At 69.5% G+C, this 15,224-nt stretch carries 14 protein-coding genes; 11 read left to right on the top strand and 3 right to left on the bottom strand.

Features of this window, described 5'->3' with window-relative positions; all coding sequences use genetic code 11:
- The 3 genes from TBIF_RS15240 to TBIF_RS15230 form a co-directional block, all read left to right on the top strand.
- Window positions 1–1,003: SRPBCC family protein (locus TBIF_RS15240; protein ID WP_024795637.1), on the top strand; the 1,003-nt coding region annotated here is incomplete at its 5' end.
- 68 nt (window positions 1,004–1,071) lie between these two features.
- Window positions 1,072–1,923, top strand: coding sequence for a VOC family protein (locus TBIF_RS15235; RefSeq protein WP_024795636.1), 852 nt, complete (start codon window positions 1,072–1,074; stop codon window positions 1,921–1,923).
- Window positions 1,924–2,036: 113 nt separating this feature from the next.
- A complete protein-coding gene (locus TBIF_RS15230; RefSeq protein WP_038171467.1) occupies window positions 2,037–2,546 on the top strand; it encodes a nuclear transport factor 2 family protein in 510 nt (169 codons plus the stop codon).
- A 31-nt stretch (window positions 2,547–2,577) separates the two neighbouring features.
- Here TBIF_RS15230 and TBIF_RS15225 read toward each other — a convergent pair whose 3' ends face one another.
- Complete coding sequence (locus TBIF_RS15225) at window positions 2,578–3,378, bottom strand: FadR/GntR family transcriptional regulator (protein ID WP_024795634.1); 801 nt, start codon at window positions 3,376–3,378, stop codon at window positions 2,578–2,580.
- A 308-nt stretch (window positions 3,379–3,686) separates the two neighbouring features.
- On the opposite strand from TBIF_RS15225, the gene TBIF_RS15220 reads away from it, so the two are divergent.
- From TBIF_RS15220 to TBIF_RS15210, 3 genes are read left to right on the top strand one after another with little or no spacing between them, the layout of a single operon-like run.
- Window positions 3,687–4,676: an NAD(P)H-dependent flavin oxidoreductase gene (locus TBIF_RS15220; RefSeq protein ID WP_024795633.1), complete on the top strand. Its 990-nt coding sequence runs from the start codon at window positions 3,687–3,689 to the stop codon at window positions 4,674–4,676.
- Window positions 4,677–4,681: 5 nt separating this feature from the next.
- Window positions 4,682–5,452: an enoyl-CoA hydratase-related protein gene (locus TBIF_RS15215; RefSeq protein WP_024795632.1), complete on the top strand. Its 771-nt coding sequence runs from the start codon at window positions 4,682–4,684 to the stop codon at window positions 5,450–5,452.
- A gap of 40 nt (window positions 5,453–5,492) precedes the next feature.
- Entirely contained in the window at window positions 5,493–7,814 is a 2,322-nt protein-coding gene (locus tag TBIF_RS15210; RefSeq protein WP_235174776.1) for an acyl-CoA dehydrogenase family protein, read from the top strand.
- Window positions 7,815–7,871: 57 nt separating this feature from the next.
- On the opposite strand, the gene TBIF_RS15205 is transcribed toward TBIF_RS15210, so the two are convergent.
- Window positions 7,872–8,753 (bottom strand): acyl-CoA thioesterase, encoded by an 882-nt coding sequence (locus TBIF_RS15205; protein ID WP_024795630.1) that lies wholly within the window; start codon window positions 8,751–8,753, stop codon window positions 7,872–7,874.
- Between the two features lie 43 nt (window positions 8,754–8,796).
- On the bottom strand, window positions 8,797–9,555 hold the full coding sequence (locus tag TBIF_RS15200; protein ID WP_024795629.1) for an SDR family NAD(P)-dependent oxidoreductase: 759 nt from the start codon (window positions 9,553–9,555) through the stop codon (window positions 8,797–8,799).
- Window positions 9,556–9,725: 170 nt separating this feature from the next.
- On the opposite strand from TBIF_RS15200, the gene TBIF_RS15195 reads away from it, so the two are divergent.
- The 5 genes from TBIF_RS15195 (at window position 9,726) to TBIF_RS15175 (ending at window position 15,019) form a co-directional block, all read left to right on the top strand.
- On the top strand, window positions 9,726–10,037 hold the full coding sequence (locus TBIF_RS15195) for a hypothetical protein (protein WP_024795628.1): 312 nt from the start codon (window positions 9,726–9,728) through the stop codon (window positions 10,035–10,037).
- Between the two features lie 38 nt (window positions 10,038–10,075).
- Window positions 10,076–11,590 (top strand): class I adenylate-forming enzyme family protein, encoded by a 1,515-nt coding sequence (locus TBIF_RS15190; protein WP_024795627.1) that lies wholly within the window; start codon window positions 10,076–10,078, stop codon window positions 11,588–11,590.
- A 126-nt stretch (window positions 11,591–11,716) separates the two neighbouring features.
- Complete coding sequence (locus TBIF_RS15185; RefSeq protein ID WP_024795626.1) at window positions 11,717–12,988, top strand: FAS1-like dehydratase domain-containing protein; 1,272 nt, start codon at window positions 11,717–11,719, stop codon at window positions 12,986–12,988.
- Window positions 12,989–13,046: 58 nt separating this feature from the next.
- Window positions 13,047–13,829, top strand: a complete 783-nt coding sequence (locus TBIF_RS15180; protein ID WP_024795625.1) for an enoyl-CoA hydratase/isomerase family protein — start codon at window positions 13,047–13,049, stop codon at window positions 13,827–13,829.
- On the top strand, window positions 13,829–15,019 hold the full coding sequence (locus TBIF_RS15175; RefSeq protein ID WP_024795624.1) for an acyl-CoA dehydrogenase family protein: 1,191 nt from the start codon (window positions 13,829–13,831) through the stop codon (window positions 15,017–15,019). The genes TBIF_RS15180 and TBIF_RS15175 overlap by 1 nt, the downstream gene beginning before the upstream one ends.
- Window positions 15,020–15,224 lie beyond the last annotated feature (205 nt).

Here is a 15,224-nt window from a genome sequence, read left to right as displayed (position 1 = left end):
CTCGGATGACGACTTGGGCCTGGCGACGGTGTTGGCGGAGCAGTGGGGCGGCTTCGTGTTCATCAACATGGACCTGGACGCGATGCCCCTGCTGGAGTACCTGGACCCGATCGTGCGGATCTTCGCGCCATTCCAGCTGGAGAACTTCCGCATCCGCTGGGGCAAGGGCGTGATCGTCCCCTGCAACTGGAAGACCGCGCTCGACGGCTTCCTCGAGGCGTATCACGTGGCGGCGGTCCACCCGCAGCTGTTCCGCCTCGACCGGAGCAACGACAAGCTCGCGTCGCTGAAAGAGCTCGATATGCGGCCGTGGTCGCCGACGACGATCTATGAGCGCCATTCCCACTACTCCTCACTCGGCCCGAAGAAGTCGGCAGTCGGGAACAAGGGCAAGGATCCGTCGGTGCGCAGCTCCGACGGCAAGTCCGATGAGCGGCTGAACCTGGCGAACTCGGTGCAGTACCTGCACGAGGACATGCGGGGCCTGGAAAACGAGCGCAGCTGGCGCGCGGCGGAGACGCTGAAAACGGCGGAGTTGCCGGAGGGTATGTCCGCTGGCGAGTACTTCCTGCAGCTCTACCGCGAGTTGTCGGTAAACGAGGGCTTCGACTGGCCGCAGATCACGCCCGAGCAGTGGTCGGAGGCCGGCAGCTCGTGGAGCGTGTTCCCGAACTCCATCATCCTGCCCGGTCAGGGCTCGGCGTTCTGGTATCGGGCGCGGCCGGTGGACAACGATCCCGATAAGGCCCTGTTCGAGGTGTTCAGTCTGGATCAGATCCCGGTGGCGGACTACGACCTCAAGCGCGAGTTCACGCCGGAGTACTTCGACGATTGGCGGGACGCGGACATGGGCCAGGTGATCTCCCAGGACCTGGCGAACACGAGCGAGGTCACGGCGGGCATGCACTCGCCGAGCTTCGACGGGCACCGGCTCAGCCAGGAGCAGGAGATGACGATCTGGAACCACCACCGGGTCGCGGACCGCTACCTCTGGACCGACTGACTCACGTCTGAGTCGATAACTGCGCACTAACCCGACTAATGCTCGATGGCCTTTGATTGGAGTGGAAAATGGCGGTTACGTCCCTTGGCTACGTCAGGCTGAACTCGCCTGATATCGCCGCATGGCGGAGGTTCGGCGAGGACTTCATGGGCATGATGCGCGTCGACGGCAACGATCCGGACTCGCTCTACTTCCGGCTGGACGAGTACCCGGCACGCATCGTGGTGACGCCGGCGGCCGAGCCCTCGCTGGGCGCCCTGGGCTTCGAGGTCATGCACGCCCGCGACCTTGCCGCCGTCGTGCGCGACGTCGAGGCCGAGGGGATCAAGGTCACGGCGGGGACCGCACCAGAATGCGCCGAGCGCCGGGTCACCGGCTTCGCCCGCTTCGACGACCCCGCGGGCAACGCGGTCGAGCTGTTCTACGGACCCATCCTCGACCACGTGCTCATCAACACGCCCCTGGTCAGCGGGTTCGTCACCGGCGACATGGGGCTGGGCCACGTCATCGTCTCCGCCGAGGACGTGCCGACAGCGTTCGACTTCTACGAGCGTGTGCTCGGTTTCGTGGAGCGGAACACCGCCGGGCCCACCTACTTCATGGGGTGCAACCCGCGGCACCACTCCTTCGGGCTCGCCCCGAAGCCCGGGCCGGGCTCGATGCTGCACCTGATGGTGGAGATGGCCTCGATCGACGACGTCGGCCGGGCGCTGGATCGCGCGGGCGAGCTCGAGGTGCCCATGATGAACACCCTCGGCAAGCACACCAACGACCAGATGCTCTCGTTCTACGTCTACTCCCCGGAGCTCTACGCGGTGGAGTGCGGATGGGAGGGGCTGCGGGTCGAGACCGCGGTGCCCACCTACGGGATCACGGAGGGCGCGCTCTGGGGCCATAAGTTCACGCCGCCGCCGCGTTGATGTGAAATGCGCCCCGGTGGTCTTTCTGACCACCGGGGCACATCCGTTTCGGGCCGTGGACTGCCTGCGGCGCAACGAACAGCGCGATAATTCTGCGAAGAAGGGTGGACGGCATGGGCACAGGGGAGAACGGGCTGCTGGCTGTTTTGGCGGCCAAGCAGGAGATCACCGAGGTCCTGCACTCGTATGCCCGCGGCCTCGACCGGATGGACCGGGGCCTCGCCGACAGCGTCTGGCACGCGGACGGGACCGCCGACTACGGCCCGTCCATCAGCGGGCTGGGCACGGAGTTCCTCGACTACGTGTGGGCATTCCATGAGCGCTTCGAATGCCACTCGCACCTGATCGGCAACGTCCTCATACAGGTTGACGCGGCTGGGGACCGGGCAGTGAGCGAGGCCTATGTCGCGGTCTGGCTGCGGGGCCGGCCGGTCGACGGGGAGGTGGTCGACCAGTTCCACCGCGGCCGCTACGTCGACGAATGGTCGCGACGAGACGGCGTCTGGGCGATCGCGCACCGGACCTTCATCGCCGACATCATGCACGAGGCCCGGAATCCGGCGGGGCCGCAGACCTGGGGGAGCCGGGGCACCGCGGACCCGTCGTACCGGATCCTGGGCTGACTAGATCCTGAGCTGGCCCGGCCCCACACGGTCAGTTCAGGATGTCCCGCACCTGAGTGTCCTCGTTGCCGGCCAAGAGCATGGCCTGCGCGGTGCGCATGTGCTTGGCCCAGTGCTCGGCCGCGCCCTCGCCGTCGTGCTCGCGGAGCAACTTGATGAGCTTGCGGAGGGACCGGACGAACAGCTTGTAGCGCTGCTGCGAGGCCTCGGCATCGGAGATCGCGCGCTCGCGGGCGATGTTGCCGGTGTGTCGTTCGAAGATCTCATGCAGCATCCCGGCGATGAGCGCGAGGGTGGCGTTGCCCGAGAGCTGGACCATCCGCAGGTGGAAGCGGGCCGCGGCGGGACCGAAGTCCCCGGCGGCGAACGCGGCGGGGACTTCCTCGTCCAGCAGCCGCTCCAGCTCGTCGTAGGCCTCCGCCATGCCGGTCTCCGCGAGGATCCGGGCCGCGGCGGGCTCGATCGCCTCGCGGGCGACGAACACGTCGGCGACCGTGGCGCCGGAGAGCTCCAGGAGCAGTGACGCGGGGCGGGCGACGACCTCGGGGCCCGGCACGCACACACGGGCGCCGGAACGGGACCCGCGGCGCACCTCGACCAGCCGCTCCGCCTCGAGGACCCGAACGGCCTCGCGCAGCGTCGGGCGGCTCACTGCGAAGTGCTCCATCAGCTCGGCCTCGTGCGGCAGGTGGTCGCCATCCTTGAGCTCGCCGTCGACGATCATGCTGCGAAGCTTGGCCGCCACCAGCTCGGCGGTCTTGGGGGTGCGAATGGCCCGCCCCGACTGCGGACGCAGTTCGAAGACGGGTGACACGGCTGCGGCATCGGTCATGATTCGTACACCTTCTCTTCGCTCAAGGCTGACTATGAGCACCCAGTAAAGCACCCGTCGCGCAGATTCCGTGGGATCGGCAGCAAACCCGGTCCGGGAATATGGCCGCTAACCGGCCGTTTTGAGGGGTCAGCGGTAACGGACACGTGCAGTCGCCGTGCGCTCTAGCGCTGGTCCAAGCCGATTTCAGGGGCTATCCGATTGCGTTAACTCACATAGTGAACTATGTTAGCTTAGTGTAAGTGGACGGTGGGGTAGATCACCGTGGCAATGATCCCCGGACACCCGGCGCACGCCAAGGAGCAGCGATGTTGAAGACACGGTTCACCGAGGCGTTCGGCGTCGAGCACCCGATCGTGCAGGGCGGGATGATGTGGGTCGGCCGCGCGGAGCTCGCCGCCGCGGTGTCCGAGGCCGGGGGCCTGGGCATCATCACCGCGCTCACGCAGCCGACCCCACAGGCGCTGGCGGAGGAGATCGCGCGGTGCCGGGAGATGACCGACAAGCCCTTCGGCGTCAACTTGACGCTCACATTGTCAGTCAACCCGCCGCCGTACCCGGAGCTCCGGCAGGTAATCATCGACTCCGGTGTCACGATCGTCGAGACCGCCGGTTCAGATCCGACCGAGCACGTCGAGCACTTCAAGCAGCACGGCATCAAGGTCATCCACAAGTGCACCAGCGTCCGGCACGCCCTCAAGGCGGAGCGGATCGGTGTCGACGCGGTGAGCATCGACGGCTTCGAGTGCGCGGGGCACCCGGGTGAGGACGACATCCCCGGCCTCGTGCTGATCCCCGCGGCGGCGGACGCGCTGAAGATCCCGTTCGTCGCGTCCGGCGGCTTCGCGGACGGCCGTGGCCTCGTGGCGGCGCTCGCGCTGGGGGCCGACGGCATCAACATGGGCACGCGCTTCATGTGCACTCAGGAAAGCCCGATCCACGAGAACATCAAGCAGCAGATTGTCGACGCCTCCGAGCTGGACACCCAGCTGATCTTCCGCCAGCTCCGCAACACGATGCGGGCCGCGCGGAACTCGGTCAGCGAGGAGGTCGTCGAGATCCTCAACGCCGGTGGGCGGTTCCGCGATGTGAAGGACCTCGTCGTGGGCACCCGCGGGCGCACGGTTTATGAGTTCGGCGACCCGGAGGCGGGCATCTGGACCGTCGGCGTGGTGCAGGGCCTGATCCACGACATTCCGCCGGCAGGCGACCTGGTGCGCCGCATCTCCGCCGACGCGGAGGCGTTGCTCGGGCACCTCGCGCGCAACGTCGTCGTCGACCCGATCACGGTCGGTTGAGCGCGATGACCGAGCAAGCTCCCGCGGTGGCGGAGACCCCCGTCCTGGTCGAGAAGGTCGGCCCCGTCACGGTCCTGACGCTGAACCGGCCGGACCGCCGGAACGCGATCAACCGAGCGATGCGCAAATCACTCAAGCGGGAGCTGTGGCGGGCGGACGCCGACGAGGGCGTGCGCGTCGTCGTCATCACCGGTGCGGGCACGTCGTTCTCGGCGGGGGTCGATCTGCCCGAGGCGCTCTCGGGCCCGTCGCCGCGCACGGAGGGCGCCACCCCCACGCAGGTGCTGCGGTCGATCTCGAAACCGGTGATCGCGGCCGTCAACGGCCCCTGCTACACCGGCGGCTATGAGCTGGTGGTGAGCTGCTCGTTCATCATCGCCTCGGCCCGCGCAGAGTTCGCCGACACCCACGCCCAGATCGGCCTGCTCAACGGTTGGGGCGGCAGCGCGCTGCTGCCCCGCATGGTGGGCCTGCCCGCCGCGGTGCAGTTCATGCTCAGCGGCGAGCCGATCGACGGCGCGGAGGCCGCGCGCATCGGCCTTGCGAACGAGGTGGTCGAGCACGGCGAGCTCATGGTCCGCACCATGGCGATCGCGGACAAGATCGCGGCCGGGCATCCGGGCGCCATCCAGCGGATGCTGCGCCTGCTCAAAGACGGAGCGGGGGCCACCACGGCGCACGCGCTGGGGCTGGAGGCCGAGGCCTCGGTGGGCTTCCGCACCAGCGGCTCGGAGGTCGGTGCCCGGTTCGGCAAGCGGCGCGCGCCCCAAGACTGACCGCCAACGAATTCGATCAAGAAAAAGGGGAGGTGGCGAGGTGGAGTTGGCCTCAACATCGGTGCTCGACGCGCAGACGGGTGACTGGCGCGGCCGGCTGACCGCGCTGCTTCAGGACTACAAGGCGCGCCCGCGGCCGGCCACCTCGAAGGCGCGGGCCACGGCGGCGGCGGCCTGGCAGGGCGAGCTCGTCGACGCGGGCCTGGCCGCGCCCGGCTGGCCCGTGGCGGTTGGCGGCATGGCGCTCTCCCTCGAGGACCAGCTGGACTACTACCGGATGACGGCGGCGGCTGGCACGCCCAAGCACCCGAGCGCGATGTCGATGATCGTGGCGCCCACGATCATCGTCCACGGCACTCCGGCACAGAAGGACCGCTTCCTCACGCCGCTCCTGCGGGCCGACGAGCTGTGGTGCCAGGGCTTCTCGGAGCCCGGCGCGGGCAGCGACCTGGCGTCGCTGTCCACCCGCGCGATCCGCGACGGCGACGTCTACCGGGTCACAGGGCAGAAGATCTGGACCACCAAGGCGGACCAGGCCGACTGGATCTTCGCACTGGTGCGCACCGGCCCGCCCGGGCGCGGCACCGCAGGCATCACCTACCTGCTGATTCCCATGGACTCGCCGGGCATCGAGGTCCGGCCCCTGCGCGACGCCGCCGGCGGGCACCACTTCGCCGAGGTCTTCTTCGACGCCGTCGACGTCCCGGTCGCGAACCGCATCGGCGAGGAGGGCAAGGGCTGGTCCATCATGCGGACCTCTCTCGGCCACGAGCGTGCCACCGCGTTCCTGGCGGACGAGTTCCGCTACCGGGGGACCGTCGACAAGGTCGTCCGTCTCGCGATCGAGCGGGGCTATGGCGAGGATCCGCTGGTCCGCCAGGAGCTCGCCCGCGCGGAGGCGTCGGTGCGGGCCATCGCGGCCAACAGCGCGCGGGCGCTCGACGCGGTCCTGCGCGGCGAGGACCCGGGCGGCGTGGCGTCGATCAACCGGCTGGTCAAGTCGGAGTTCGAGCAGCGGCTGCAGTCGCTGGCCCTGCGACTGACCGGCAACGCGGCCGTCCTCGGCACGCGCTCGCTGGGCGTGGTGGAGAACGGCCGGTGGACCTACGGATACCTGATGTCCCGGGCTGCCACCATCGGCGCCGGCACCGCGGAGATCCAACGGAACACCATCGCTGAGGGCGTGCTCGGCCTGCCCTCACACCGCGGCGAGGGCCGGCGCGCGCCGGTGGCCGCGCCCGGGCGGCCGCTGGTCAAGCCGGACGAGGACGAGGCGGCGCTGCGTGAGATCCTGGGCGGCCTCCTGGCCGCGCGGGTGGACACCGAGAAGTTCCTCACCAGCGAGAGCAGGCCCGGGGACTACGACATCGGTCTGTGGGACCAGCTGGTGATGTTCGGCCTGCCCGGGCTGGCGGCCCCCGCGGCGCTTGGCGGCGGGGACGCGTCGACGCGCCTGCTGTGCGTCGCAGTGGAGGAGGCCGCGTTCCACCTGGCCCCGGTGCCGCTGGTGCCCACCGCGATTGCGCTGCAGGTGCTCCTGGACGCCGGCGCGGAGGAGGCGGCGCGAACGGTGATCGCCGGCTGCACCGCCGCCTTCGTGGCCGCGGTGGACGATGACGGCTGGGTGCGCCACACCGGGCTGCCCGTGTTCTCCGACGGCCACCTGACCGGCGGCGTGGAGCGAGTGGTCGGCGCGCCGGTCGCGGACGTGCTCGTGGTGCTCGCCGCCGACGCGGCCACCGGCGACTTGGTGCTGGCGACGGTGGACCCGACTGCCGCCACGATGTCCGTGCAGTCCCCGGTAGACCTCACCTCCACGGTGGGCTTGGTCGAATTCCACCGGGCGCCCGCGCGGCCGGTGGCCGTCGGGGCGGTGGCGGCGCAAGCGCTCGAATCCGCTCGCCGGGTCGCGCGGCTGCTCGTCGCGGCGGACTCGGTGGGGGTGGCCAACCGGGCGCTCGCCCTCGCGGTGGAGTGGGCCGGGCAGCGGGAGCAGTTCGGCCAGCCCATCGGCTCCTATCAGGCGATCTCCCACAAGTGCGCGGATCTTCTGGTCAGCGCGCAGAGCGCCCGCGGCCAGGTCCTCGCCGCGGCCGACCTGGCCGCCGAGGACCCGGCCGCGGTGATCGCCGCGGACCTCGCCAGCGCGGAGGCGCTCGGCGCGGGCGTCGCGGTGGCGGAGGGCTGCATCCAGGTCCACGGCGGTATCGGCTTCACCTGGGAGCATCCGGCGCACCTGCTGCTCCGGCGCGCGCTCTCGAACGAGGCGTCCATCGCCCGGCCGGAGCGCCTGCGGGACGCCGCGGCGGGCGCGTTGATCGCGCGGGTTGGGGCCAAGACTGCAGGTGGCCAGGACGGGTGACGGAATCAACCCGGTAGGACGGAGGGGCTGTGAACCAAGGGTTTACGGCCTCTCCTCCTAATCTGGGAAGCGGAGCAGGCCCTCCTGCGCGGTGCTCGCCACCAGGGCGCCCGCGCGGTCGAAGAGGCGGCCGGCGCTGATCCCGCGGCCGCCGCCCATCCAGTAGCCGTGCTGCTCGTAGAGATGCCACTCGTCCGCCCGGAAGGGGGCGTGCAGCCACACGGTGTGGTTCAGGCTCGCCAGCTGCAGGCCGGGGGCGTCGACGTTTCGGGCGTGGGGCGGCAGCGCGGCGGAGAGCAGGAACAGGTCGGAGCAGTACGCGAAGCCCGCCGCGTGGACAAGGCGCTCGCCGCCCAGCGGCGCCGTGGTGCGGATCCACGCGCGCTGGCGCGGCGGCCCGGTCCGGCCGCGCCCGCAGGCCACGCGCGGGTACTCCTCGGGGAAGCGGAACTCGACGCCCACACCGGCCAAAAGCGGTGGGAGCCAAGCCCGCTCGGCGGCGTCGGCGTCGCCGAGGCTGTCCTCGAAGCGGGGGAGGTCCTCCGGCCTCGCGGGCGGGGCCGGCGTCAGGTCCTGGTGCCGCAGGCCGTCCTCGTCGCGCTGGAAGGAGACCGTGGCCAGCAGTAGTGTGCGCCCATCCTGGACGGCGCGGACCTGGCGGGTGGTGAAGCTGGAGCCGTCGCGGACCCGCTCGACGTGGTACTCCACGGGGAGCTCGGCGCGGCCGGGATGGACGAAGCTCGCGTGCAGCGAGTGGGGATGGTGGTCGCGCTCGAGGGTGCGGCCCGCCGCGAGGAGCGATTGCCCCAGCGTCTGCCCGCCGTAGACGCGCCGCGCCCCGGTGTGGGACTCGCCGCGGAAGCGGTCGTCGCCAAGCGGGGTGACCGCCAGGATCGCGCCGACGGGTGGGCGGGCGGCCGTGGCGGGGGAGAGGGGCATTGTCGAGTGGCTCCGGCGGCGAGTGCGGGCTCTGGGTGTCTCGTCAGCGGGGCGCGAAGCGCTGGCCGGCGTCCAGGCGCAGCGCCTGGCCGTTGAGCATCGGGTTGTCGATGACGGCGAGGGCTAGCTTGGCGTACTCCTCCGGCCGCCCCATGCGCTTAGGGAAGGCGGCGTCTGCCACCAGCGGGGCCACCTGCTGGTCCGTGAACTTCGAGGTGGCCCCGGTGGCGAACAGGCTCGGCGCGATGGCGACGACGCGGATCCCCTGGGGGCCGAGGTCGCGGGCCATGACCAGGGCCATCGCGGCGATGCCGGCCTTGGCGGCGCTGTAGGCGACCTGGCCGATCTGGCCCTCGAACGCCGCGATCGAGGAGGTGTTGACGATGACCCCGCGCTCCTCGTCCTCCGGCTCGTTGCCCGACATGTGGAAGGCCTGCAGCCGGTTCATGTTGAAGGTGGAGACGAGGTTGAGGTCGATGACCTTGCGGAAGCTGCCGAGGTCGTGGGGCCCGTTGCGGCCGAGGGTCCTCTTCACAGTGCCGCCACCCGCGGTGTTCACGGCGATGTGCAGTGCGCCCAACTGCTCCACGGCGGTGGCCAACGCGGCCTCCGCCTCCTCGAAATCGGTGATGTCGATCGGCTGGAAGATGCCGCCGATCCGCTCGGCGATGGCCTTGCCCTCGCTGGCCTCGCGATCGAGGATCGCGACGGTGGCGCCACCCGCGGCAAGCGCCTCCGCGCTCGCCAGGCCCATGCCCGATGCGCCGCCCACGACTACAGCCTTCTTGCCGGTGATATTCATGCGATGTCCTCACTGGGATTTTGCGAGTGCTACCTGTGCACACTCGAGCTCACTTATAGTACTATCTAAACTATGTGACGCACGCTACCTTTAGGAGGCGGCGGTGTCCAAGTCGAAACGTGCAGCTGGCTCTCAGGGGCTGTGCTGCCTGTCCCGTGAATGGAGAGATCATGGTTCTCAAGGTCGGTCAGTCGTTGGCCAGCAGCGTCGACACCACGACGGTGATCGTGGTCCGGGCGCCTCAGGACGGCGCGGGGGAGTTGACCTGTGGAGGCGTCGCGATGGTCGCGGGTGGCAAGCCCGCGGGCGACGGCTCCACCATTGACCCGTCGGAGGTCGATGGCGCGGTGCTCGGTAAGCGGTACGTCGACGTGGACTCGGGCCTGGAGGTGCTGTGCACCAAGTCGGGCCAGGGCCGGCTCGCGCTGGCGGGTGCGGCGCTGGTGCTCAAGGCCGCCAAGCCGCTCCCCTCGTCCGACTAGCCAGTGCGCACGCAAACCCAAGACGAGTGGAGTGCTCGATGAATATCTCGATGCTGCTGGACATGGCGGCGGACGGCTTCGGAGACCGCGTGGTCATCGGATCGAAGGACGCGGGCATCTCCGCGGCGCGGCTGGACGAGTTGGCAAGCGCCGGCGCGGCGGCGATTCGCAAGTCCGGGGCCGACGCCGTCGTCTATCTTGCGGTGAACGGCCCCGTCTTCCCCGTCGCGATGTTCGCGGCGGCGCGCGCGGGCGTGCCCCTGGTGCCGGTGAACTACCGACTTGGGAGCGAGCAGCTCGACTCGATCCTTGCGAACCACCCCCGGGCGCTGGGCATCGCGGACCCGGCACAGGGTGAGGTCCTCGCGCGGGCGGGGATCAGCGCGCGGACCCCGGAGGAGTGGCTGGCGTCGCTCCTCGAGGTTGCCGCGGAAGAGGCTGTTGAGGCTGCGGATGCGGAGTCGTCGGATTCGGGGGCGCCCGCCGTCGTCATCTACACCTCGGGCACGACGTCTGCGCCGAAGGGCGTGCTGCTGCGCCATGAGAACCTGACCTCCTACGTGTTCGGCTCGGTGGAGTTCGCCAACGCGGAGGAGGCGGACGCGGCCCTGGTCAGCGTGCCGCCGTACCACATCGCCGCCGTCGCGAACGTGATCACAAACCTCTATGCGGGCCGCCGGACTATCGTCCTCGAGCAGTTCACGCCGGAGCAGTGGCTGGAGATCGTGCGCGTGGAGGGCATCACCAACGCCCTCGTCGTGCCGACGATGCTGGCGCGGATCGTGGATTCGGACGCGCCCAAGGAGATCCCGTCCCTGCGGGGGTTGGCCTACGGCGGGGCGCCCATGCCGGCGCGGGTGATCGAGCGTGCGCTGGGACTGTGGCCGACGGTGGGCTTCGTCAACGCCTACGGGCTGACCGAGACCAGCTCGACCATCGCGGTGCTCGGCCCCGATGACCACCGGGCGGCGCTGGCGGGTGCGGACGAGGGCGTGCGGGCCCGGTTGGGCTCGGTGGGGCAGCCGGTCCCGGGCGTGGAGATTGAGATCCGCGGCGCCTTCGACGAGGTGCTCGGCGCGGGCGAGGTCGGCCGGATCTGTGTGGCCGGCGACCAGGTCTCCGCGGAGTACGCGGGCGTCGGTCGCATGGTCGACGAGCGCGGCTTCTTCGACACCCGGGACGAGGGCTACCTGGACGCCGACGGCTATCTGTTCGTCGGCGGCCGGGTTGACGACACGATCATCCGGGGCGCGGAGAATATCGCGCCGGCCGAGATCGAGGATGTGCTGCTGCGACACCCCTCGGTGCGGGATGTGGTGGTTGTGGGCATGCCCGATGAGGAGTGGGGCCAGCGCATCGAGGCGGTGGTGGTGCTCCATCCCGGGCTTGATGCCGAGGTGGACGAGTTGCGGGCCTACGTGCGCGGGAAGCTGCGCAGCAGCAAGACCCCTGAGCGCATCGTGTACTGGGACGAGCTGCCCCGGACCGAGACTGGAAAGCTCGTCCGCCGCCACGTCGTGGCCCGATTGGGCGAGCATCCGGCCGCGATCTGACGCCATCAGCCTTTACATCTGTTACTAGGTTGACTTACTATGGGGTGGAGCTGGGCCGCGTCGCCCACCGCGGTGGGCACATCGCCAGTCATCGCATTCGAGCGCCAAACGATCACGGAGGATCCCATGACCACAGCGGAAGCCGAAGCCGAGGTTTACACCTTCCTCGAGGAGGACATCCAACGGGCCCGGGACATCGTGGGCATCTACCACGCGGTCACCCAGCGCGAGCAGTTCAGCCGGATCACGCCGGACGTGGTGCGCAACTTCGCGCGCAGCTACGGCGACGACAACCCGCTGTTCGTCGACGAGGACTACGGCCGCGACACCCGCTGGGGCGGCCAGATCGCGCCCCCGATGTTCAACATCGCCGTGCGCCAAGAACTCAAGGCGGACCGCATGCCCCGTGAGCATCGTCGGCCCCCGTTCCGCGGCATCCACGTGTTCGTCTCGGGTAGCAGCACGGACTGGTACCGGCCGGTCTACGACGGCGACACCATCTACTCCTTCCACGGCTTCGAGAAGGTCGAGCTGAAGGAGTCCGAGTTCGCCGGCCGCTCCCTGCTGGTCACGCGAGTGCACGTGCAATTCAACCAGCGGGCCGAGGTTGTGCAGGCCCAGCGCGTGCTCACGATCCACACCGAGCGCCACGAGTCGAAAAAGCGCAAGAAGTACGACGCGATCGAGCCGGCCTCCTACACCCCCGAGGAGATCGCGGCGGTCGATGAGATCTACGCGGGGGAGAAGCCGCGGGGCGCCGAGCCCCGCTACTGGGACGACGTGCAGGTCGGCGACAGCCTGGACCGGATGGCCAAGGGCCCGTTGACCGCCACGGACATGATGGTCTTCCACTCTGGCGGTTACGGTTTCGCGCCGTACACCCCGTCGGCCTCGCGGCTGACGTACAAGAACCGCCAGCGCATCGCCCCGTTCTACATCCCCAACGAGCAGGGCGTCCCGGACGTCGCGCAGCGCATCCACTGGGACAGCGAGTACGCGCGCTCCATCGGCCTGCCCGCGGCGTACGACTACGGCATGATGCGCGATTGCTGGCTCACCCACGTCCTCACGGACTGGATGGGCGACGGCGGCTGGATCGAGACGATGTCCAGCCAGATCCGCAAATTCAACTACCTCGGCGACACCCACGTGTTCACCGGTGAGGTCGTCGGCAAGCGGGTCGAGGGCGATCGCCACCTGATCGACATCGAGCTGCGCGGCACCAGCCAGCGCGGGGAGGTCACCTGCCCGGCGACTGCGACGATCTCGCTGCCAAGTCGGGAGCTCGACCTCGCGATGCTGCCCGCAGCGCCCGCGGAGTGGGAGCGGATCGCCGCGCAGATGCTCAAGCGCCACGGCGAGCTGCGCGCGCAGGCGCGTTCCGCCCAGCAGGCGTGACCCCTCGAGGTCGGCCCGGAAATTCAATACGGTGTGTGTCCCAACTTCAGGAGGCCCTGTGGAGCTGAGCAGCTTGACCACGGTGATCGCGGAGCACCGCGACCATGTTCTGACGATCACGCTGAACCGGCCGGATCGGCTGAACTCGTTCACCAACATCATGCGTGCGGAGTTCCGCGCGCTGTGGCACCACGCGGCGGAGACGGATGATGTCCACGTCGTGGTCCTGCGGGCGAACGGCGATCGCGCGTTCAGCACCGGGATGGATGTCAAGGAGGGCACCTATGTCTCAGAGAACGTGTTCAGCCGCCGGGATCCGGGCGCAGACCTCGCGCCGAAGCAGAACGGCTGCTGGAAGCCGCTGGTCTGCGCGGTCCACGGCATGGTCGCGGGCGGCGCGCTGTACTGGCTGAACGAGGCGGACATCATCATCGCCAGCGAGGACGCGCAGTTCTTCGACCCGCATGTCTCCTATGGCATGGTCGCGGCGCTCGAGCCGATCGGCCTCGCGCACCGCATCCCCATCGGCGAGGTGCTGCGGATGGTCCTGCTGGGCCTCGACGAGCGGATGTCGGCGGAGCGGGCCCGCGAGATCGGCCTGGTCAGCGAGATCGTGCCGCGCGCCGAGCTCTGGACGCGTGCGGAGGACCTGGCCGCGCGGATCGCGGCCAAGCCCGCGGCCGCCATCCAGGGGAGCATCCGGGCGATCTGGGAGTCCAAGGACGCCACCCGCTCGCAGGCGCTGGCCACCGGCATGTCCTACACCTCGCTGGGCAACCCGATCGGCAAGGCCCAGATCACCCGCTCCGAGGTGCCGACGCGCAAGTACGAGGTGCGGTGATGGACTACGGCATGACGCCGGAGCTCGAGGAGTTCCGCGCCGAGGTGCGGGCCTTCGTGGTGGCCAACGCCCCTGCGATCGCGCCCAAGGCCGGGGTGCGCACGGCGGAGGACAAGGCGGAGCTCGCGCTGTTGAAGGAGTGGACGCGGCAGCTCTTCGCCGCCGGTTATGTCGGCGAATCCTGGCCGGAACGCTATGGCGGACAGGGGAATCCGGCATCGATGGAGCGTGAGGTCATCCTCGGCGAGGAGCTGGCCCGCGGCCGGGCCCCGGCCGCCGTGCAGGGCGCGTCCAAGCTTGTCTCGAACGCGCTGCTCGATTTCGGCACCGAGGCGCAACGCGAGGCCTTCCTGCCGGGGATCCGCTCGGGCGAGCTGATCTTCTGCCAGCTCTTCAGCGAGCCCAGCTCCGGCAGCGACCTCGCGTCGCTGCGCACCAAGGCCACGCGCACCGAGGACGGCGGCTTCCGGATCACCGGCCAGAAGGTGTGGACCACCAACGGGCAGTGGGCCGATTACGGCTACCTGCTCGCGCGCACGGATCCCGACGCCTCGAAGCACCGCGGGATCAGCGCGTTCATCATCGATATGCGACTGGCCGGGGTGGACGTGCGCCCGCTGCGCGAGATGACGGGCACCGAGGACTTCAACGAGGTGTTCTTAGATAACGTGGAGGTTGGCGCGGACGCGCTGATCGGCGAGTTGAGCCAGGGCTGGTCGATCGCGAACTCCAGTCTGGGGCATGAGCGCAGCGCCGTCGCCGGCAGCGCGGCCCGCCTCCAGAAGAACGTGTCCGCGCTGGCGGACCTGGCCCGGGCGGTCACGAGGAACGGCCGGCCCGCCATCGAGGACGGCGCGGTGCAAGACCGGATCGGGCAGCTCACCGCGGCGGTCGAGGCGCTCTCCGCGCTGGTCTACGCCAACGTGAGCCGCTGGTCCCGAAAGGCCGAGCGGGTCTCCGACGGGCCGATGGCGAAGCTCATGTTCAGCGAGTTGGGCGTGGAGATCGCGCGTTACGCGCTCGAGCTCAGCGGCGAGGCCGGCGTGCTGGTCGAGGGCGATGCGGGCGCTATTGACAGCGGCCGCTGGCAGGACGAGTTCCTCTACGCCCGCGCCTACACCATCGCCGGCGGCAGCTCCGAGATCATGCGCAACATCATCGCGGAACGCGGGTTGGCGATGCCGCGCTGACGCAGGGCCACGTAAGTCGAACGTAGGGGAGGCTCGGGTTCCGAGCCTCCCGTCTTCGTCAGTTCGGGAATGCTTCAAAGCTATAGGTCTTGACCTGGTTAACTATGTAATCTATCTTTTAACTATGCGCCATTCTATGGCGCGGTCCAATGCCGAGCGACGCCCTGAGAGGCGCGCCGGGGAGCCTGCGGCTGTCCCGACGGCA

This window comes from Tomitella biformata AHU 1821 (genome assembly GCF_000524475.1).
Lineage (GTDB): Bacteria > Actinomycetota > Actinomycetes > Mycobacteriales > Mycobacteriaceae > Tomitella > Tomitella biformata.
Note: the sequence above shows the minus strand (reverse complement) of the source record. Positions and strands in the feature narration are given on the sequence as shown.